General features: G+C 71.3%; 17 protein-coding genes and 1 pseudogene. 7 read left to right on the top strand and 11 right to left on the bottom strand.

Translation table 11 applies throughout. From position 1 onward, the window contains the following. Nucleotides 1–140: 140 nt before the first annotated feature. Nucleotides 141–1,121 carry a threonine/serine dehydratase gene (locus tag GXP76_RS23240; RefSeq protein WP_242573518.1) on the bottom strand — a complete coding sequence of 327 codons (981 nt, stop codon included), beginning with the start codon at nucleotides 1,119–1,121 and terminating at the stop codon, nucleotides 141–143. A 292-nt stretch (nucleotides 1,122–1,413) separates the two neighbouring features. On the opposite strand from GXP76_RS23240, the gene GXP76_RS23235 reads away from it, so the two are divergent. Further along, entirely contained in the window at nucleotides 1,414–2,856 is a 1,443-nt protein-coding gene (locus GXP76_RS23235) for a hypothetical protein (RefSeq protein WP_242573517.1), read from the top strand. On the opposite strand, the gene nucS is transcribed toward GXP76_RS23235, so the two are convergent. Then, nucleotides 2,853–3,524, bottom strand: coding sequence for an endonuclease NucS (gene nucS / locus GXP76_RS23230; protein ID WP_242573516.1), 672 nt, complete (start codon nucleotides 3,522–3,524; stop codon nucleotides 2,853–2,855). The genes GXP76_RS23235 and nucS overlap by 4 nt on opposite strands. A 213-nt stretch (nucleotides 3,525–3,737) precedes the next feature. Here nucS and GXP76_RS23225 point away from each other — a divergent pair, with 213 nt between their 5' ends. Beyond that, complete coding sequence (locus GXP76_RS23225; protein ID WP_023538618.1) at nucleotides 3,738–4,130, top strand: SCO5389 family protein; 393 nt, start codon at nucleotides 3,738–3,740, stop codon at nucleotides 4,128–4,130. Nucleotides 4,131–4,235: 105 nt separating this feature from the next. Here GXP76_RS23225 and GXP76_RS23220 read toward each other — a convergent pair whose 3' ends face one another. Next, complete coding sequence (locus tag GXP76_RS23220; protein ID WP_242573515.1) at nucleotides 4,236–5,264, bottom strand: LLM class flavin-dependent oxidoreductase; 1,029 nt, start codon at nucleotides 5,262–5,264, stop codon at nucleotides 4,236–4,238. A 210-nt stretch (nucleotides 5,265–5,474) separates the two neighbouring features. Between GXP76_RS23220 and GXP76_RS23215 the strand changes: the two genes are divergently transcribed. Then, a complete protein-coding gene (locus tag GXP76_RS23215) occupies nucleotides 5,475–5,804 on the top strand; it encodes an ATP/GTP-binding protein (protein WP_242573514.1) in 330 nt (109 codons plus the stop codon). Between the two features lie 19 nt (nucleotides 5,805–5,823). On the opposite strand, the gene GXP76_RS23210 is transcribed toward GXP76_RS23215, so the two are convergent. The 7 genes from GXP76_RS23210 to mce all read right to left on the bottom strand — a co-directional run bounded on the left by GXP76_RS23210 (nucleotide 5,824) and on the right by mce (nucleotide 15,544). After that, nucleotides 5,824–6,669: an ABC transporter permease subunit gene (locus tag GXP76_RS23210; protein ID WP_242573513.1), complete on the bottom strand. Its 846-nt coding sequence runs from the start codon at nucleotides 6,667–6,669 to the stop codon at nucleotides 5,824–5,826. Further along, nucleotides 6,666–7,919 (bottom strand): ATP-binding cassette domain-containing protein, encoded by a 1,254-nt coding sequence (locus tag GXP76_RS23205; protein WP_242573512.1) that lies wholly within the window; start codon nucleotides 7,917–7,919, stop codon nucleotides 6,666–6,668. The genes GXP76_RS23210 and GXP76_RS23205 overlap by 4 nt, the downstream gene beginning before the upstream one ends. A gap of 163 nt (nucleotides 7,920–8,082) precedes the next feature. After that, complete coding sequence (locus tag GXP76_RS23200; protein WP_242573511.1) at nucleotides 8,083–8,862, bottom strand: ABC transporter permease subunit; 780 nt, start codon at nucleotides 8,860–8,862, stop codon at nucleotides 8,083–8,085. Between the two features lie 3 nt (nucleotides 8,863–8,865). Next, on the bottom strand, nucleotides 8,866–9,861 hold the full coding sequence (locus GXP76_RS23195) for an ATP-binding cassette domain-containing protein (RefSeq protein ID WP_242573510.1): 996 nt from the start codon (nucleotides 9,859–9,861) through the stop codon (nucleotides 8,866–8,868). A 91-nt stretch (nucleotides 9,862–9,952) separates the two neighbouring features. Then, nucleotides 9,953–10,891 (bottom strand): cellulose-binding protein, encoded by a 939-nt coding sequence (locus tag GXP76_RS23190; RefSeq protein ID WP_242573509.1) that lies wholly within the window; start codon nucleotides 10,889–10,891, stop codon nucleotides 9,953–9,955. Between the two features lie 306 nt (nucleotides 10,892–11,197). Beyond that, nucleotides 11,198–14,938 carry a polarized growth protein Scy gene (gene scy, locus GXP76_RS23185; protein WP_242573508.1) on the bottom strand — a complete coding sequence of 1,247 codons (3,741 nt, stop codon included), beginning with the start codon at nucleotides 14,936–14,938 and terminating at the stop codon, nucleotides 11,198–11,200. A 168-nt stretch (nucleotides 14,939–15,106) separates the two neighbouring features. Next, entirely contained in the window at nucleotides 15,107–15,544 is a 438-nt protein-coding gene (mce, locus tag GXP76_RS23180; RefSeq protein ID WP_242573507.1) for a methylmalonyl-CoA epimerase, read from the bottom strand. A 141-nt stretch (nucleotides 15,545–15,685) separates the two neighbouring features. Here mce and GXP76_RS23175 point away from each other — a divergent pair, with 141 nt between their 5' ends. After that, nucleotides 15,686–16,888, top strand: coding sequence for an acetyl-CoA C-acetyltransferase (locus GXP76_RS23175; RefSeq protein WP_242573506.1), 1,203 nt, complete (start codon nucleotides 15,686–15,688; stop codon nucleotides 16,886–16,888). A gap of 66 nt (nucleotides 16,889–16,954) precedes the next feature. Beyond that, entirely contained in the window at nucleotides 16,955–17,914 is a 960-nt protein-coding gene (gene meaB / locus GXP76_RS23170) for a methylmalonyl Co-A mutase-associated GTPase MeaB (RefSeq protein WP_242573505.1), read from the top strand. Nucleotides 17,915–18,007: 93 nt separating this feature from the next. On the opposite strand, the gene GXP76_RS23165 is transcribed toward meaB, so the two are convergent. Then, nucleotides 18,008–18,802: a PepSY domain-containing protein gene (locus GXP76_RS23165; protein ID WP_242573504.1), complete on the bottom strand. Its 795-nt coding sequence runs from the start codon at nucleotides 18,800–18,802 to the stop codon at nucleotides 18,008–18,010. Nucleotides 18,803–18,916: 114 nt separating this feature from the next. On the opposite strand from GXP76_RS23165, the gene GXP76_RS23160 reads away from it, so the two are divergent. After that, entirely contained in the window at nucleotides 18,917–19,579 is a 663-nt protein-coding gene (locus GXP76_RS23160; protein ID WP_242573503.1) for a response regulator transcription factor, read from the top strand. After that, nucleotides 19,576–19,862: pseudogene (locus GXP76_RS23155) on the top strand (two-component sensor histidine kinase); the annotation flags it as partial. The gene GXP76_RS23160 and the pseudogene GXP76_RS23155, both read left to right, overlap by 4 nt.

Here is a 19,862-nt window from a genome sequence, read left to right as displayed (position 1 = left end):
CCCCGGTGGAACCGGCGCCCGAGGCCCCGTCGGACCCCGCGACGACGCAGAGCACGGACAGTACGCAGAGCACGCAAGGCCCCGCCGGTACGGACACGGCGTCGCCGGTGATCTGACCGGCGCCGCGCCGCCCGGGGCGGTCAGGCCCCGGGCCCGGCGGCCGTACCGACCCAGCGTCGATAGGCGTCCACATCGACGTTGCTGCCGCAGACGACGGTGACCACCCGCCGTCCGGCGAAGCGGTCACGGTCCTCCAGGATCGCCGCGACGCCGAGCGCGGCCGACGGCTCGACGACGAGTCCGGCGTCGTCGAGCAGCATCCGCATACCGGCGATGATCGACGCCTCCCTGACCAGTACGGCGTCGTCGGCGACGAGCAGCAGGTCGTCCAGGACGGCCGGGAGGGGACACCGGCCGGCGACACCGTCGGCGATGGTGTCGGTCGACTCGGTGGTGACGACCCGCCGCCCACGCCACGAGTACGTCATCGCCGGTGCGCCCAGCGGCTGGACGCAGATCACCTCGACCCCGGGGGCGAGGGTCTTCAGCACATGCCCCACGCCGGTGGCCAGCGCCCCGCCGCCGAGAGCGATCAGGACGGTGTCGAACGACGGCGCGCCGTCCACCAGTTCCAGGCCGATCGTCGCCGCGCCTTCGCACGTCTCGATGTCCAGACTGTCCTCGACCAGCCGGATGCCCTCGTGCCGCGCGATGTCCGCCGCCCGCTCACGGGCCATCTCGTGGTCACCGTCCACCAGTTCGAGCCCGGCGCCCAGCGCGCGTATGCGGTCGAGCTTGACCGCCGCCGCGAAGCGCGACGCCACCACGGTCACGTCGAGCCCCCGGCCGCGCCCGGACCACGCGAGGGCCTGACCAAGGTTGCCCGCACTGGCGCAGACCACGGCCCCCTGGCCGCTGTCCGCCAGCAGACTCGCGACCACCTCCGTGCCGCGGCCCTTGAAGCTGCGCACCGGATTCGCCGTTTCGAGCTTGACGCTCACGGCGCACCCGATTCGGGCCTCCAGCGCCTCGCACCGGTACAGCGGAGTATCGAGAAAAACCGGATCGATCATCCGACGGGCCGCCCGGATGCGATCGATGTCGAGCCGAGTCTTTTTCATGACACGAGAGCGTAGCGCCGAGGCGTCGGCCGGGTGACCGGGAATCCCGGGCACCCCCATCTCCCGGTTTTACTGCTTATCCGGACCGCGTCCGGACAAATCAATGCATCGGTCACCCATGGCGATTCCCGCCCCTGGTCGGAGGGTATTCTTCGCCACCATTGGCTTGAACTGTGCGTTGATCGGGGAATGCTTGACACTCCCTGAATTACAACCGTAGCTTTCTGAATTTCCGCGCATGAATCGTCCCGGTATCGGGATTCAGTCCATCATCCTCAAAAGAAGGTTTTCGATGAAACTGGCGCTGATATCAGGAGATGGCCTGCCCGTGAGCGGCCTGCTCACCATCTTCCGGAACGTGATCGAGTCCGAGCTCGGAAACGGGACTCTTGAGCTGCCGGTGGTGGCCGATCTCGGCTTCTCCTGGCGGCCCGACAAGCAGCACTTCTTCCCGCGGGGCTCCGAGCGGAGCGTGTATCCCGACTGGATGGCCACCAGCGACGCAGTGCCCCTCGGCGCCGGCCGCGCGGAGCTGATGCGTGAACTGACCGGGATCCGCGGCGCGGTGGCGCGGGCCGCCGCACTGGACGAGGAGGAGCGCGCGGATCTGCGCCGCAGGGTGGAGTCGCTCGCCGGGCCGTACGAGGAGTACTTCACGCGCTGGTTCGAGGAGCACGGCGTCGACTGGGTCTGCGCGGTCAACATGACGCTCTCCGACGCCGTGCCCGTGACGCTCGGTCTGCACCGGGCGGCCGCCCGGCGCTGGCCCCCGGGTGTGCCGGGCGGAGTGCTGTTCTGGGACCACGACCTCTTCGGCACCTGCGCGATCTTCGAGGACGGGGCCCGTGTGTACCCCCCGTCGCCGAACGAGTTCACCCCCGTGCCCGGTACGCATCCCTGTCACCGCTGGGCCGTCATCTCACCCGCGCTGGCGGAGGAGGTGAAGGGGTACCCGACGCGGCTGGAGGCGACGACGCTGCCGAACGTACTCCCGACGCCCGCGCCGGAGGGGCCGGGCGACCGGCACGCGTCGTTCCTGGCGCAGCGCGGACTGGCCCCGGACCGGCCGCTGTTGCTGGTACCCGTGAGGGTGTTCCAGGTGAAGGGGGTGGAGATAGCGGTCGCGATGTTCGCCGAGATGAAGCGGATCTGTGCGGAGCGGGGGACGCCGGCGCCCTGCCTGCTGGTGTTCGGCAGTCTGGACGAGGACCCGCCGTACGCCAAGGAGGTGGTCTCCGTCGTCCAGGAGCTGAACGTCCAGGACGACGTGGTCTTTTTGGACGGGGTGCCGCTGTCGAGCCACAGGGACGCGGCGGGCCACTGGCGGCTCGACGAGATCGACCTGCTCGCCCTGTGCCGGGCGAGCGGGGGAGCGGTGCTCTTCACCCCCAACACCTCGGACGTGGAGAGCGTCGGGCTCGGCCCCGCGTTGGCGGCCATCGCCGAAGTGCCGTGCGCCGTCACCCAGTACGCGTGCTTCGAGGACATCTACGGGACGCGGAGCAGTTGCGTCAGGATGTCGGGCGGCGCGGAGATCCCGGCGGCGGCCGGCCGTCTCCTCGACCTGATGGCGAAGAACCGTCAGGGTGACCCGGAGGTCCGGCAGGCCCTGAGGCGGGACAGGGAACAGGTGCTGCGGGCGTTCGATCCGGATCCCTGGCGGAAGCTCCTGCGGGAGATGGCGGACGAGGTCGACGGCCCCGGGCCCGCCCGCCACTCCCGTAACGGCGTCTAGAACAGCCGCAGTTTGTCGTCCTCGATGCCCCTGAGCGCGTCGTAGTCCAGCACCACGCACCCGATGCCCCGGTCCGTCGCCAGTACGCGGGCCTGGGGCTTGATCTCCTGGGCGGCGAACAGGCCGCGTACCGGGGAGAGATGGGGGTCGCGGTTCAACAGGTCGAGATAGCGCGTCAGTTGCTCCACGCCGTCGATGTCGCCGCGGCGTTTGATCTCGATGGCGACCGTCGCGCCGTCCGAGTCACGGCACAGGATGTCCACCGGGCCGATGGCGGTCGGGTATTCGCGGCGGATCAGGCTGTAGCCGTCGCCGAGTGTCTCGATGCGGTCGGCGAGGAGCTCCTGGAGGTGTGCTTCCACGCCATCCTTGATCAGACCCGGATCGACCCCGAGTTCATGGGACGAGTCGTGGAGGACTTCCTCCATCGTGATGATCAGTTTCTCGCCCGCTTTGTTCACGACCGTCCATACCCCGACATCGTCACCCGTGCCCTCTTTCAGGGTGCAGGGCGGGGACATCCAGTTCAGAGGTTTGTACGCCCGGTCGTCCGCGTGGATCGACACGCTCCCGTCAGCTTTGACCAGGATCAGACGGGGGGCGGCGGGCAGGTGGGCGGTGAGCCGGCCCGCGTAGTCGACGGAGCAGCGGGCGATGACGAGGCGCATGGTCCGCAACGCTACTCGACTGTCGGCGTACGCCGTGATTCGCCCCTCAAGCCCCGTTCGTTTGTGGCCGGTTGTGTTCCCATTCGCCTGGTGCGGTCCGGACAGCACGCATAACGTGGATGCAGGAGGTCGCCGGTCGTGCACGCTGCGTCGTCGTCTCCCCCTTCCCTGCCCGTAAGGCCCCGATTTTTCGGGGTCGCGAGAGGAGAACCCATGTCGCTCGACGTCTCACCGGCACTCTTGGAGCAGGCCGAGCGAGGCGAGGTCGACGAAGCCGAATTCGTCGACTGCGTCCGGACCTCCCTGCCCTTCGCGTGGGAGATGATCAGCTCCTTGGTGGCCCAGCTGAAGGTGGACGGCGGAGAGTTCGCCGACAACCAGACGCCGCCGCCGGACGAGCAGGCACGTGGTCAGCTGCTGCGCGCGCTCGCCAGTGACGCGATCCGCGGTGCGCTTCAGCGCCACTTCGGGGTGCGCCTGGCATTCCAGAACTGTCACCGGGTCGCGGTGTTCCCGCTGGACCCCTCGGTCGACGAGAGGCTCGCCCGCTTCACTTCCATCAGGGGGCAGTTGCTCAACCAGTCGCCGGAGCTCCGGGACTGCTGACGGCTCCGGTCCGCACGGCTTCGGTCCGCCGGCGGATTCCTGGGCCGACACAGGGATCCGTCCGACGACTGTCGTGCGCCCCGGGGGGACGGGCCCGCCGCCGCCTCAGCGGAGCTGTGGCAGTACCTCGGCCCCGATCCTCCGTACGTTCTCCTCCGTGGCCGCCAGGTCCCCGGAGCCCTCGACGAGCAGCGCGAAGCGTGTGATTCCGGTGCGTTCCGCCGTGGCCGCGAGGCGGTCGGCGGCGAGCCGGGGGGAGCCCACCGGATGCAGCCCGCACAGCAACTCCGTGTACGCGACGGGATCACGCATGGACCGGTGCCTGCCGTCGACCGTCACATGGGCTTCCAGTCCCTCCCGCAGCCAGCCGGGCATGGCCTTCACCAGTGTCTCGGTCGCCTCCGTGCGGTCGTCGGCGATCTGCGCCACGCCCGCGGACACGTGCCCGGCGCCGTCGGCCTCCTCGGGGGTGCGGCCGGCGGCGATGGCGTGGGTACGCCACAGGGCCACCATCTCGGCCTTCTCCTCGTCCCCGCAGTGCATGCCCAGCAGCATCGGCAGTCCGTGCCCGGCCGCGAGCCGTACGCTCTTCGCGGACGTGCACGCGACGACCACCTCGGGACCGCCGGCGCCCCCGATCAGCTCGTCCGGCCTTGGTACGACCGGGACTTCACGGAAGCGGTAGCGCTCACCGTCCGCCGACACCCGTGACTCGCGCAGCCACCGCAGCAGCAGGTCGAGCGATTCCGGGAAGTCCCGTTCGTACGCCCGCAGACCCGATCCGAAGACCTCCAGATCGACCCACGGGCCGCCCCGGCCCACGCCGAGCGAGAACCGCCCGCCGGAGAGCAGATGCAGCAGCGCCGCCTGCTCCCCGAGTGCCACCGGATGTGTGTTCGGCAACACGCTGACCGCCGTACCCACCCGTAGACGCTGTGTGCGCCCCAGGAGCAGGCCGGCCAGTGTCACCGCCGACGGGCACGTGCCGTACGGCACGAAGTGGTGCTCGGCCAGCCAGACCGAGTCCAGCCCGGCCTCCTCGGCGACCTCCGCCGTACGCACCGCTCGGTGCAGTGCTTCCCCCTGGCCCTGGCCCGGGAACTGGGCGGCCAGTACAAAAGCTCCAACTCGCATCGCCTTCTGCCTCCTTGCGGCTGACGCGTCTCCCCCTGCAGGCATTAACGTCTGACACGTGCCATGGGCACGGGCACCGAAGAAGTTGTTGCGATTGTCCGCTAACTGCACCGTGCGGGTGCCCACGGTCTCACGAGGTGCGGGCCCGGTACCGGGAGAGCGGCCCGTACGCTGGAGGGGAACCGTGCTGTCTGCCCCGTGAGGTGTCATGTGTCCCCGCGTCGCAACCGCCCCCGAGGCGGCGAGACCCCGACCGGCCACGACGGGGAGGTGTCGGACCGGTACGGCGGGTTCCAGCGCACCGAGTCCTGGCAGGGCGAGGAGTGGGCGGTCCGTCAGGTGGCGGGCGCCGGCGCCGCGGGCAAGCGGTACCGCTGCCCCGGCTGCGACCAGGAGATCCCCTCGGGTGTGCCCCACGTGGTGGCGTGGCCCGAGTACGGCGGCGTGGACGACCGGCGGCACTGGCACAAGGCGTGCTGGAACGCGAAGGACCGCCGCACCTCGCGGGTGCAGCGGTCCCGTAACGCGCCGAAGTTCTGAGTCCCGGCGGGCGTCGCGCCTACACGTCGCGCCGGTCGAGCGAGAAGAACGCGAAGGCCATCACCACGGCCGAGACGGCCGTCCCGATGAACAGCGGATCCCAGCCGCTCGGCCCCGACCCGGTCATCGAGGTGTCGTAGAGCACCGCGATCTGGCTCGGGATCGAGTACTCGAACAGGGCCTGCTGCACGTCGACCAGCGACGACGAGAACATGAACATCGCCAGCACCAGCGGCAGCAGCACCACCCCGATCATGATGGTGATCGCGCCCGCCGAGTGCCTGATGAGCGCGCCCACGCCCAGTGACATCAGCCCCAGCAGCGCCAGGTAGAGGCCGACACCGAGCGTGGCCTGGAGCCACTCCTGGCCGGTGGGCGCGCGGCCGTCCAGCAGCGCGACCTGGACGCCGCCCACCAGGGCCGCCGTGACCGTCGTGATCGTGAGGACGAGCAGGAAGAAGACGAGCGACTTCGCCGCCAGCACCCGGCCGCGGCTGGGGCAGGCGGTCAGGGTGGTGCGGATCATGCCCGTGCCGTACTCGGACGCGATGGTCAGCACGCCGAGGGTGATCACACAGATCGAGCTGAGCAGCGCGCCGAAGAAGCCCAGCGGCAGCGCCGACTCCGCGCCGAGATCTGCCTCCGAGAGGGAGACGGCCCAGGCGGCGAGACCTCCGACGCCCACCATCAGGACGATCATGACGCCGAGTGTCCACATGGTCGAGCGGACGGAGCGGATCTTGGTCCACTCCGAGGCGAGCGCGTCGCCGAAGGTGGCAGGACGGACCGGGATCGGGGAGGTGTACGACCCGAGGGGCTGCCCGCCCTGCCAGATCGGCGCCTGCTGCTCGTGGGGGGCTGTCATCGGTCGTCCTTGTCGGTCGTAGCGGTCTTCCCGTCGCCCGCGCCGCCCGCTCCCGCGTCGCCGCCGCGCTCGGTGGGATCAGGTGCGGCCGTCTCGGCGGGCACGGCCACGGGCGCGTCCGCCGGCACAGGCACAGGCGCCGGCGCGTGCGCCACGGCGGCGGCGTCGGCCGGCCGCGGGCCCGCCGGGCCGCCCTGCGCCGCGTACGGGTTCTCTCCGGGCGGCGGCGGCGCGTACCAGCCCTGCGTCGGCACCTCGGGCACGACCGGCGGCTGGTACAGCTGCCCGCCGTAGCCCGGCTGCGGCGGCGGCGCGAACCCGGCGAGCTGGTCGGCCGTCGACCGGTAGTCCACGGCGCCCTGCGTCAGCCGCATGTACGCCTCCTCCAGCGACGCCTGGTGCGGGGACAGCTCCCAGAGCCGTACGTCCGACTCGTGCGCCAGATCGCTGATACGGGGGAGCGGCAGCCCGGTGACGCGCAGCGCCCCGTCCGGCTCGGACAGCACCTGGCCGCCCGCCTCACCGAGCGCGGCCACCAGCTTCTCGCGCGCCTCGGGATCGCCCTGCGCGGGGCGGACCCGCGCGAAGTCCGCCGAGTTGTGCGAGATGAATTCCTTGACGCTCATGTCGGAGAGCAGCTGCCCGCGCCCGATCACGATCAGGTGCTCGGCGGTCAGGGCCATCTCGCTCATCAGGTGCGAGGAGACGAAGACCGTACGGCCCTCCGACGCGAGCTGCTTCATCAGATTGCGGACCCAGAGGATGCCCTCGGGGTCGAGACCGTTCACCGGCTCGTCGAAGAGCAGCACCTGCGGGTCGCCGAGCAGCGCGGCGGCGATGCCGAGCCGCTGCCCCATACCGAGCGAGTAACCGCTGGAACGGCGGCGCGCCACGTCCTGGAGGCCGACCACGCCCAGCACCTCGTCCACGCGCGCCGCCGGGATGCCGGAGAGCTGCGCGAGCGAGAGCAGGTGGTTGCGCGCGCTGCGCCCGCCGTGCACCGCCTTCGCGTCCAGCAGCGCGCCGACCTGGCGGGGCGCGTTCGGAAGCCGGCGGAAGGGGTGTCCGCCCACGGTCACATGACCGGCGGTCGGCCGGTCGAGGCCGAGGATCATCCGCATCGTCGTGGACTTGCCGGAACCGTTGGGGCCCAGGAACCCGGTGACGGTACCGGGCCTCACCTGGAAGGAAAGGTTGTACACGGCCGTCTTGGCGCCGTAGCGCTTCGTCAGGCCGACTGCCTCGATCATTCTCCAGCCCCATCGACAGCTCGGTCAGGTGTCGGGGCGGTGGCCTCTTCGGACCGAAAGCCCCCGTAGGAGTTAGGAGGATATCCGGGCCTTGACGGTTCCGGCCAAGTCGTTACGACGGGGCGGCGGCCGGTCCGACCGCCGCCGCTCCCGGGACGGAGCCCTACGCGTCGCGCTTCTTCAGTACGAGATAGCCGCCGATCAGCGCGGCGACGACCCACAGCACCATGATCCCCATCCCCTCCCACGGGGTGTAGGGACCGTCGCTGGAGTTCATCGCGCCGGGAACCACCTGCATGATCTTGGAGCCCGCCTGGTCGGGGAAGTACCGGGCGACCTCCTTCGCCTTCGGTACGGAGGCGAGGATCTGCGAGACCAGGAAGAAGAACGGCATCAGGATGCCGAGCGACAGCATCGAGCTGCGCAGCATCGCCGCGACACCCATCGAGAACAGCGCGATCAGCCCCATGTAGAGACCGCTGCCGATGACCGCGCGCAGCACGTGCGGCTCACCGAGGGACGTCCCGTGTTCGCCGAGCACCGCCTGCCCGAGGAAGAACGAGACGAAGCCGGTGAGGAGCCCGACCACCAGGGCCAGCGCCCCGGCGACCGCCAGCTTGCTGAAGAGGAACGCGCCCCGCTGCGGTACGGCGGCGAGCGAGGTGCGGATCATGCCCGAGCTGTACTCGGATCCGACGACCAGGACACCGAAGACCACCATCGCCAGCTGTCCCAGGATCATCCCGGAGAAGCTCACGAAGGTGGGGTCGAACGTGACGCGCTCGGCCTGCGACAGATCGTCGAACGTGGTGCTGAGCAGCGCCGACAGGGCGACGCCCATGGCCACGGTGACGAGGAACGCGACGGCGAGGGTCCAGATCGTGGAGGAGACCGTACGGATCTTGGTCCACTCCGACTGGAGGACCGCTGGTACCGATGCCATGGGTCAGACTCCCTTGCCCTGGTTGTCGTGCTGCCCCCACCGGGGACCCGGGGCCGTGCCCGGCGGCGCGGGGGCCGCCGGGCCCGTGCCGGGGGCGGAGTGGGCGTGGTACTCGACCGACTCGGCCGTCATCTGCATGAACGCCTCTTCCAGCGAGGCGCGTTGGGAACTCAGCTCGTGCAGCACGAGACCGTGCCGGGCGGCCAGCTCACCGATCTCCTCGGAGGTGGAGCCGTCGATCTCCAGCGCGCCGTCGCCCGCCTCGACGACGGTGAAACCGCCCCCGTGGAGCGCGTCGCGCAGCTGCTCCTGCTGCGGGGAGCGGAGCCGTACGAAACTGCGCGAGTTCTCCTGGATGAAATCCGCCATCGAGGTGTTCGCGAGCAGCTTGCCCTGACCGATCACGATCAAGTGGTCAGCCGTCAGCGCCATTTCACTCATCAGATGGCTGGAGACGAAGATGGTCCGGCCCTGCGCCGCGAGGGCCTTCATCAAGTTGCGGATCCAGTGGATGCCCTCGGGGTCCAGACCGTTCACCGGCTCGTCGAACATCAGGATCTCGGGATCTCCGAGCAGCGCCGCGGCGATTCCCAGCCGCTGCCCCATCCCGAGCGAGAAACCCTTCGACTTCTGCTTCGCCACGGCCGTCAGACCGACGGTGTCGAGCACCTCGTTGACCCGGCTCACCGGGATGCGGTTGCTCTGCGCCAGACACAGGAGGTTGTTGTACGCGCTGCGCCCGCCGTGCATGGCCTTCGCGTCGAGCAGGGCGCCGATGTACTTCACCGGCTCCTGCAGCTCGCGGTAGTGCTTCCCGTCGATGCGGACGGAACCCCCGGTGGGGATGTCCAGGTCCAGCATCATCCGCATGGTCGTCGACTTACCGGCTCCGTTGGGACCCAGAAAACCCGTCACCACCCCAGGCCGGACCTGGAAGGAGAGCTGGTCGACCGCGATTTTCTTCCCGAAACGTTTGGTGAGCCCTTCGACCTCGATCATGCGGACAAACCTATGGGTGCGCAAAGCCCCCCGCCACTCCGGTGGCGGGGGGCTTGCACGATCGTTACTTGCGGAAGCGCTCCGTCTGTGACTAGCGCGACTGCTGGGCCGGGACCCCGCGGGAGATCGGCTCGTCCTCCGCCGGCGTACCCGCCGCGGCGACGGCCGCACCGGTCAGCGTGGCCAGCATCTCGCGGACGTTGGTCAGCTGGGCGTTGATCGAGTCGCGGCGGTTGGTGAGCGCCGCCAGCTCGCGCTCCGATTCGCTGCGGATCCGGTCGGCCTTGGCGTTCGCGTCGGCCACGATGTCCTCGGCCTGGCGCTGCGCCGTCTCCACCGTCTGACGGGCACGGCGCTCCGCGTCCGTACGGAGCTTCTCCGCCTCCAGACGCAGCTGCTCGGCGCGGTGCTCGATCTCCGCCAGGCGCTTCTCGGCCTTCGCCTGACGCGAGGCCAGGTCACGCTCGGACTGCTCACGCCGCTTGGCGAGGTTCGTCTCGAAGTCCGCGGCGGCCTGGGCGGCCTTGGCGCGGGTCTCCTCGAAGAGCGCGTCCGCCTCCTCGCGCTTCTGCTGCGCGTCCTTCTGCGCCTCGGAGCGCAGGGTCTGGGCCTCGCCCTTCGCCTTCTCGACGATGCGGACGCCCTCGTCCTCCGCCTTCGCCTTGCGGTCGGCGGAGAACGCCTCGGCGTCGTTGCGCACCTGCTGGGCCGCCGACTCGGCGAGCTCACGGTGCTGTTCGGACGCGCGACGGGCCTCCTCGCGCAGGTCCTTCGCCTCCTCCTCGGCGAGGCGGAGGATCTTCTCGACGCGCGCTCCGAGGCCGGCGTACGACGGCTCCGCGTCGGTGACCTGGGCCTGGGCGTTCTGCGTTTCGAGGTGGAGCTCCTCGATGCGCTTTTCCAGTGCGGTGATCCGTGCGAGAGCGCTGTCACGGTCGGCGACGAGTTTGGTAATGCGGTCATCCACCTGACCGCGGTCGTAACCACGCCGCACGAGCTCGAAGCCGAATGGGGAGGAAGTGTCGCTCATGGGGTTCCTGTCGAATGAGACCGGTGAGGTGATAGGGGGAATCCTAGGTGCCGAAGCGGCGTGTCATCGTGCGGATGCCGGTTTGGTCTGGAGAATGTCCAGCCTTTTGAGTGGTGAGGGCCTGTCGTGCGGAACTTGCCGGGCTCGCGTGCCCCGGTGCCGCGCCTCGCCGAGTCGTCGGTGGAGTCGAGGAGGCACGGCTCCGCCATGTCTCCCTCCTCCGCCTCGCGATCCACGACACCAACGCGGACATCAGCCGCCGCGCGGCGGGCGCTCACTGATCCGGCCCGCCCCGCACGACAGGCCCTAACCGTCGGACTGCTTGCCACCCGAACGGGTAACACCCGCCGTCGCACCCGCCTTGACGTTACCCCCGCCGGAGCCGCCACCTGAACCCGTCTTGCCACTCGCGGCCGGAGTCTCGAAGGATTCCAACGCTTCCAACACGTCCTGCACACGAGAGATCTCGGCCTGGATGTCCTCGCGCCTGCGCACCAGTACGTCGAGTTCACGCCGGCCCTCCTCGACGGTCCGGGCCGCCTCGGCCTCGGCGTCGGCGAGCAACTTCTCACCCGCACGGGTCAGTTCGGCCTTCTTCAGCTCCGCTTCCTTCAGCAGCGCCTCGGCCTTCTTCACCGCCGCGATCCGGACCTTGCTCGCCTCCGAACCGGCCTCCGCCACCAGCGACTTGGCCTTCTCCGCCGCCTCGGCCTGCTGTTCGGTGGCCGCCTTGACCAGCTTGTCGACGCGCTCGCCCGCGTTCTTCATCTGCTCGGCCGTCTCACGGCGCGCCCGCTCGTGCAGCTGGTCGATCTCGCCCTCGACCCGCACCCGCATCTCCTCGGTGCGTTCGCGGATGGCAGTGGCGTCGTTGCGCGCCCCGACCAGCAGCTCGTCGGCGTCCGTACGGGCCTTCTCCACCAGGGAGTTGCCCTCGACCGTCGCGTCCGCGTGGATCCGCGCCGCCTCGGAGCGCGCGGCGCCCACCATCGCGTCGGCCTGCGCCTCCGCCTCGGTGGCGGCGCGCAGCGCCTCCTCCTGGGCCTTGTTGATGAGCTGGTCGGCCTGCTCGGCCGCGTCGCCGCGGCGCTTGGACGCGCTCGCCCGCGCGTCGTCGAGCAGCCGGTCCGACTCCGTGATCGCCTCGCTGATGGTCTGTTCGGCCGCGGCGTCGGCGTCCGACTTGACCCGTTCCGCCTCCGCGCGCAGCCGTTCGGCCGCCCGCTGGGCCGAGTTGACCGTATCGGCGGCCTCGGCGCGCATCCGCTCCGACTCGCTCGTCGCCTCGCCGATGAGCCGGTCCGCCTGCTCCGCCGCGTCGCCCCGGATGCGGTTGGCGTCGTCGCGCGCCTCCTGGCGGGCCCGTGCGGCGTCCTGCTCGGCCGTGGCCAGGGAGTCCGACGCCTCGGTCCGCAGCCGCTGCGCGTAGTCGGAACTCTCCGCGCGCAGCCGCTCCGCCTCCGCGACCGCCTCGCCGACGGTGCGCTCGGCGTGCGCCCTCGCCGCCTCGGTCTCCTCCTGGGCACGGGTCCGCAGCCGCGACACGTCCTCCGCGGCGCGCTCGCGCTCCGCGTACGCGTCGGAGCGGACCCGGTCCGCCTCCTCCTGCGCCTGCGACCTCGTCCGCTCGGCGGCGTGCTCGGCGGCGGAGCGCAGCCCCGCGATCTCCTGCTCGGCCTGGTCGTGCAGCCCCGCGACCGCGTCGCGCACCTGCTGCGCCGTCTGCTCGGCGGCCGACACCATCTCCGTGGCGCGGAAATCGGCCTCCTCGACCAGTCGCGCCGCCTCGGTCTGCGCCTCGTCGACCCGCTTACGGGCCGAGGCCAGCAGTTCCTCGCTCTGCTCGCGGGCCCGCTCGCGCTCCTGGTCCGCCTCCGTACGGGCGGCCGTCAGCAGCTCCTCGGCCTCGCGCCGGCGTCGGCTCGCCTCCTCCTGCGCGGCGTCCAGCGCCTCGGCCGCCTCCGTCCCCACCCGCTCGGCCGCGGCCGCGGCCTCCGCGCGCAGCCGGTCGGCGCTCGCCTGGGCCTCGGACTTGACCCGCTCGGCCTCCTCGGCGGCCTCGTCCCGCAGCCGTTCCGCCGCCGACTCGCCCTCCGCACGGGACCGGGCGGCGTCCGCGGACGCCTCGTCCCGCAGCCGCTCGGCCTCCTGCTCGGCCTGGGCCTGGAGCGTACGCAGCCGCTCGGCGGCCTCCGCGCGCAGCCGCTCCGTCTCCTCGGCGGCCTCACGGCGGATCCGCTCGCTCTCGGCGCGGGCGTCCGTCAGCGCCGACTCCGCGCCGCTCAGGCGCTGTTCGGCCTCGGTGTGCAGCCGTGTCAGCTCGCCGGCGGCCTCGGACCTGCGGGTCTCGACCCCGCGCTCGGTCTCCTCGCGCAGCTCGGCCGCGGCCCGCTCGGCGGCGGCCTTCGTCTCCTCGGCCTGCTCCTCGCCCTCGGCGCGCAGCCGGTCCGCCTCGGCGCGGGTGCGCTCCAGGGTCTCCTCGGCCTGCTTGCGCAGCGTCGTGGCGCGCTCGATGGCCTCGGTGCGCACCCGCTCGCTGTCCGTGGACGCGGTGGCGCGCAGCTCGTCGGCGTCGGCGCGGGCCTTGGTCAGCAGCTCCTCGGCGGTGCTGGCCGCCTCCTCGATCTGCTGGACGGCCTCCCGGCGCGCCTCGCCGCGGATGCGCTCGCCCTCGGCGACGGCCTCGGAGCGCAGCGTCTCGGCCTCGCCGCGCAGCCGGCGTGCCTCCTCCTGGAGCTCGACCGTCTTGGCGCGGTACTCCTTGGTGTCGTCCTTGGCCGCGCCCTTCAGCTGGTCGGCCTGCTCGGCCGCCTCGCCGCGCAGCCGGTCCGCCTCGGCCTCGGCCTCGCGCCGGATGCGCTCGGCCTCCTCGCTCGCGGCGCGGGTGGTGGCCCTGGCGTCGTCGGAGGCCTTGGTGAGGACCTCCTCGGCGGTACGGGCGGCCTTGGCGAGCTGGGCGGCGGTGTCCTCGGAGGCGGCCGTACGGGCCTTCTCCGCCGCCTCCTTGACCATTTTCTCGGCCTCGGCGCGGGCGTCGGCGAGCGCCTGCTCGGCCTCCGCCTTCAGCGCCTCCGACTCCTTCGTGGCCTCGCCGACGAGCCGGGCGATCTCGGATTTGGCGGTACGGGTGCGCTGCTCGTACTGGGTCTCGGCGCCGGCCAGTCGCTTGACCGCGGCCTCCTTGGCCTCGGCGACCAGCTTCTCGGCCTCGGCGCGGGCCTCGCGCAGCCGCTCGTCCGCCTCCTGTATGCGCGCCTCGGCCGACCGGCTCAGCTCGCTCGCCTGCTGGCGCGCCTGGTCGGACTCGGCGGTCGTCGTCGTACGGAGCTGCTCGGCGTGGCTGGTGGCCTCCTGCGCCTGCGTGGACGCGGCGTTGAGCAGCCGCTCGGCGTCCTTGCGGGCACGCTGGAGGATCGCCTCGGCCTCGGCCCGCGCGGTCTCGGTCTCGGCGCCGAGCCGGCGGCGGGCCTCCTCGGCGACCCTCGTGGCCTCCGCGCGGGCGGCACCGAGGGCCTTCTCGGACTCGGCGCGCGACTCGTCGAGCAGCCTGCGGGCCTGCGTCTCCGTACGGCCGCGCAGCTGCTCGGCCCAGGCGACGTTCTCGTTGACGTGCGACTCGACGGTCTGGCGGCGCTCGGCCAGCTCCTGGTCGAGCCGCTGGCGGCGCTGGACGGCCTCGGCGTGCAGCTCGGCCTGGAGCCGGGCCTGGTGCTCGGCGTGCTCCTGGAGGATGCGCTGGGTCTGGGCGCGGGCGTCGCGCAGCTCACGCTCGGCGTCGGTGCGCAGCTGGTCGGCCTGGATCTGCGCGTTGCGGAGCATCTGCTCGGCCTGGTAGCCGATGTCGGCGTTGTCGTAAGAGGGCCGGGACGCGAGATTGCGGCGCGCCTCGTGCAGTTTCGCGCGCAGTACTTCGACCTGGTAACCGAGGTCCTCGGCGTGCTGGACGGCCTTCTCCCGCGCGGTCTTCAGCCGATCCATCTCGGCTTCGAACCGCGAAAGGTGGTCGTCGTCAGCTCGGTGGCTCTCCTGGCGTTCGTAGCCCCGCACTGCGCGGTCCCATCCGTCCCCTGGTCGCAACTCTGGCAACTCCGCATTCGACACCGCCCGACGGGCGAACGGCCCCCGGGGAATGGTGACAGATCATCGGCCGAGGCGCCGCCCCGACCCGGCCCCGGCCCGGAGCGGCCCACTCTACCGGGCCGGGAATCGTTCGGGTCAGTGCTCCTGGGGCTTCGCCGCCGAGGTGACGAGTTCCGTCAGGACCCCGTGACAGTCCTTGGGATGGAGAAACGTGATGCGGGAGCCCATCGAGCCGGTGCGCGGCTCGTCGTACAGCACCCGTACCCCCTTCTGCCTGATCGCCTCCGAGTCCCCGTCGACATCGGCGGTCCCGAAGGCGATGTGGTGGACCCCCTCGCCGTTCTTGGCCAGCCACTTGCCCACGGCCGAGTCCTCGCGGACCGGTTCGAGCAATTGGAGGTACGAGGCGCCGCCGTCCGACGTCTCGTTGATTTTGAGCATGGCCTCCCGTACGCCCTGCTCCTCGTTGACCTCGGTGTGGAACACCTCGAAGCCGTAGGTGGCCCGGTAGAACTCGACGGTGGCGTCGAGGTCGTGACAGGCGATTCCGATGTGGTCGATTCGCGTCAGCATGCGCACAGTGCAGCGCCAACCGGCCGGTTACGCAACGTGCGCGCCGTCACACTCGTTGCCAGGTGACCCGGGACCTGAGTGGTCAGTACATTTGGTGAACCCTCGTTAACCACCGATCGTCAGGCAAAGGGGCCCCATCTCATGCCCGATTCGAACCCCACCACCTCCGTCATCGTCGCCGGCGCGCGTACGCCCATGGGCAGGCTGCTCGGATCGCTCAAGTCCTTCTCCGGCGCGGATCTCGGCGGCTTCGCCATCAAGGCCGCGCTGGAGCGGGCCGGTGTCACCGGCGCGCAGGTGCAGTACGTGATCATGGGACAGGTGCTCCAGGCCGGGGCGGGGCAGATCCCGGCGCGACAGGCGGCGGTCAAGGCCGGTATTCCGATGGACGTTCCCGCGCTCACGATCAACAAGGTCTGTCTCTCCGGCCTCGACGCGATCGCGCTGGCCGACCAGCTGATCCGCGCGGGCGAGTTCGACATCGTCGTCGCGGGCGGCCAGGAGTCCATGACCAACGCGCCGCATCTGCTGCCGAAGTCCCGTGAGGGCTACAAGTACGGCGCGATCGAGATGCTGGACGCGATGGCGCACGACGGACTGACCGACCCGTTCGAGTCCATCGCCATGGGCGCCTCCACGGAGAAGCACAACACCCGCCTCGCGATCGCCAGGCCCGAGCAGGACGAGGTCGCGGCGCAGTCCCACCAGCGGGCCGCCGCAGCGCGGGAGAACGGTGTCTTCCGGGCCGAGATCACGCCCGTCGAGATCCCGCAGCGCAAGGGCGACCCGGTGGTCTTCGACCAGGACGAGGGCATCCGCCCCGAGACCACCGTCGAGTCCCTGGGCGGGCTGCGGCCCGCCTTCGCCAAGGACGGCACCATCACGGCCGGCTCCTCGTCGCAGATCTCCGACGGCGCGGCGGCCGTCGTGGTCATGAGCAAGGCCAAGGCGCTGGAGCTGGGCCTGGAGTGGATCGCGGAGATCGGCGCCCACGGCAACGTGGCGGGTCCGGACAACTCGCTCCAGTCGCAGCCGGCGAACGCCATCAGGCACGCGCTGAAGAAGGAGGGCCTCGCCGTCGACGACCTGGATCTGATCGAGATGAACGAGGCGTTCGCCGCGGTCGCCGTCCAGTCGACGAAGGAGCTGGGCGTGTCCCCTGAAAAGGTGAACGTGAACGGTGGTGCGATCGCCCTCGGTCACCCGATCGGCATGTCCGGCGCCCGGCTGGTGCTGCACCTGGCGCTCGAACTCCAGCGGCGCGGCGGCGGCGTGGGCGCGGCGGCGCTGTGCGGCGGCGGCGGCCAGGGCGACGCCCTGATCGTGCGGGTGCCGAGGGCGTAGCCGGCAGCACCGTGGCCGGGGTCGCCGGCCACGGATCGGATCGGATCGGAACGGAGCGCGGTACGGATGACGGTGGACGTCCCCCAGCTGGTGGCCCAGGCACGTGAAGGCCGGCCCCGGGCGGTGGCGCGGCTGATCTCGCTGGTCGAAGGGGCGTCGCCGCAACTGCGCGAGGTGATGGCGGCGCTGGCCCCCCTGGCGGGCGGCGCGTACGTCGTCGGGCTCACCGGTTCGCCCGGTGTCGGCAAGTCGACGACGACATCGGCGCTGGTGTCCGCCTACCGGAAGGCGGGCAAGCGCGTCGGCGTCCTGGCCGTCGACCCGTCGTCACCCTTCTCCGGCGGCGCGCTGCTGGGGGACCGGGTCCGGATGTCCGACCACGCGTCGGACCCCGGCGTCTACATCCGCTCCATGGCGACCCGCGGCCATCTCGGCGGGCTCGCCTGGTCGGCGCCGCAGGCGATCCGGGTGCTCGACGCGGCCGGCTGCGACGTGATCCTGGTAGAGACCGTCGGGGTCGGGCAGTCGGAGGTGGAGATCGCCTCCCAGGCCGACACCTCGGTGGTGCTGCTCGCGCCCGGTATGGGGGACGGTATCCAGGCGGCCAAGGCCGGGATCCTGGAGATCGGTGACCTCTACGTCGTCAACAAGGCGGACCGCGACGGCGCCGACGCCACCGCGCGCGAGCTGAACCACATGCTCGGCCTCGGCGAGGCCCGCGGCCCCGCCGACTGGCGCCCGCCCATCGTCAAGACGGTGGCGGCGCGCGACGAGGGGATCGACGAGTTCGTCGAGGCCCTGGAGAAGCACCGCGCGTGGCTGGAGAAGCACGACGTACTCGACCAGCGGCGTACCCGCCGCGCGGCCCGCGAGGTGGAGACCATCGCCGTCACCGCCCTCCGGGAACGCATCGACGACCTGCGCGGTGACCGGCGCCTGGGGGCGCTGGCGCGGCGGATCGTCGCGGGCGAACTGGACCCGTACGCGGCGGCGGACGAACTGGTGGCGGGGCTGACGGGCGGGTAGCGCGGCGCCCGGTACGCACCGGGGCGCCGGGGGGGAGGACGCGTACACGTCCCCCCCGGCGCCCGAAACCCACCACGGCCCGGGGCCGCGGACTCAGTCGTCGTCGCCGTCGTCGTCACCCCGGTCGTCGTCGTCACGGTCGTCGTGGCGGTCGTCGTCCCGGTCGTCGTCGTCCCCGTGGTCGTCCCGGTCCGCGGCCACCGCCCCGGAGGACATGTCGACCGTCACCTCGTGCGTGCGGCCGTCGTCGCCCCGCACCGTGACCTCCCAGTGGCCGGCCTTGCGGTCGTCGTCGTCCGAGTCGACCGACGTCACCGCGCCGGGGTGCTTCTTGAGGGCTGCGGCGGCCGCTCCCTGGGCGTCGACCTCGGCGCCGCGCACCGCCGCGCGCTCCTGGCGGTCGTCGTCGTCATCGTCGTTGTCGTCGTCGTTGTCCGCGCGGACCGCGCCGGTCGAGGCGTCGACCCGCAGGTCGTACCACTTGCCGTCCTGGCCGATGATGTCGACCTCCCAGTGCCGGCCGGCGGACGAGCGGTCGTCGTCATCGTCGTCGTCCAGATCGACGGACTCCACCTTGCCGGGGTGCTGCTTCAGCGCCGCGGCGGCGGCCTGGGCCGCGGTGAGCTTCTGGCCCGCCGCCGAAGTGCCGTCCTTGCCCTTGCCACCGGCGTCGTCGCCGCTGCCACCGTTGTCGTCCCGGTCGTCCCGGTCGTCGCCCGGCTCGTTCCGGTCGTCGCGGTCGTCGTCGTTCACGAGCGACGCCGAGGAGACCGTCTTCGGCGCGGTGTCCGCGCCGGTGTCGGTGGCGCCCGTCGCGACCGCGGTGTACGTACCGCCGCCGATCAGAGCCGCCGCGGTGATACTGGCGATGACAAGATTGCGCTTCATGAGGGTTCCTCCCCGTCGGGCCGTTTCGCTTGACCACAATCTGGCTGACGGAAGCTGAAGGCAGCCTGAAGCCACCTGAAGCTTTCTTCAGGTTCGTTTTGGGAGGCTGTCCGCATGCGCCTGTTGATTGTCGAGGACGAGAAGCGGCTCGCGGTGTCGCTGGCCAAGGGCCTGCGGGCCGAGGGCTTCGCCGTGGACGTCGTGCACGACGGCCTCGAAGGGCTCCACCTGGCCGGTGAGGGCGCGTACGACCTGATCGTGCTCGACATCATGCTGCCCGGCATGAACGGCTACCGCGTCTGCGCCGCCCTGCGCGCCGCCGGCAACGACGTACCGATCCTGATGCTGACGGCCAAGGACGGCGAGTACGACGAGGCCGAGGGCCTGGACACCGGCGCCGACGACTATCTGACCAAGCCGTTCTCGTACGTCGTGCTCGTCGCCCGGGTCAAGGCGCTGCTGCGCCGCCGGGGTTCGGCCGGGGCCTCGCCCGTCCTGCGCGTCGGCACCCTCAGCGTCGACACCGCGGCCCGCCGCGTGCACCGCGGGGACACCGAGATCACGCTCACCGCCAAGGAGTTCGCGGTGCTGGAACAGCTCGCCGTCCGGGCCGGACAGATCGTCGGCAAGCCGGAGATCCTGGAGCACGTCTGGGACTTCGCGTACGACGGCGACCCCAACATCATCGAGGTCTACATCAGCGCGCTGCGCCGCAAGCTGGGCGCCACGACGATCCAGACGGTGCGCGGCGCCGGGTACCGGCTGGTCGCCGTATGAGACGCCCCTTCTCCTCCGTACGGTCCCGGGCCGCGCTCGCCGCGACCCTCGTGGTGGCCGTGGCCCTGGTGGCCGCCGCGTTCGCCCTGCTGTTCGCGCTGCGCTCGAACCTGACCGACCAGGCGGAAGGGCAGGCCGACCAGTGGTCGAGCGAGGTCGCCCAGCAGATCGCGAGGCACGTGCCCATCGGCGAGCTGGAACTGCCGGACAGCGAGGACCACCCGACCCAGGTGACCGACGCGAAGGGGCGGCTGCTGATCGCGAGCGACGACATGGAGAGCAT

It is taken from the genome of Streptomyces sp. NP-1717, assembly GCF_022695985.1.
Lineage (GTDB): Bacteria > Actinomycetota > Actinomycetes > Streptomycetales > Streptomycetaceae > Streptomyces.
This window is presented reverse-complemented; position numbering and strand designations above follow the sequence as displayed.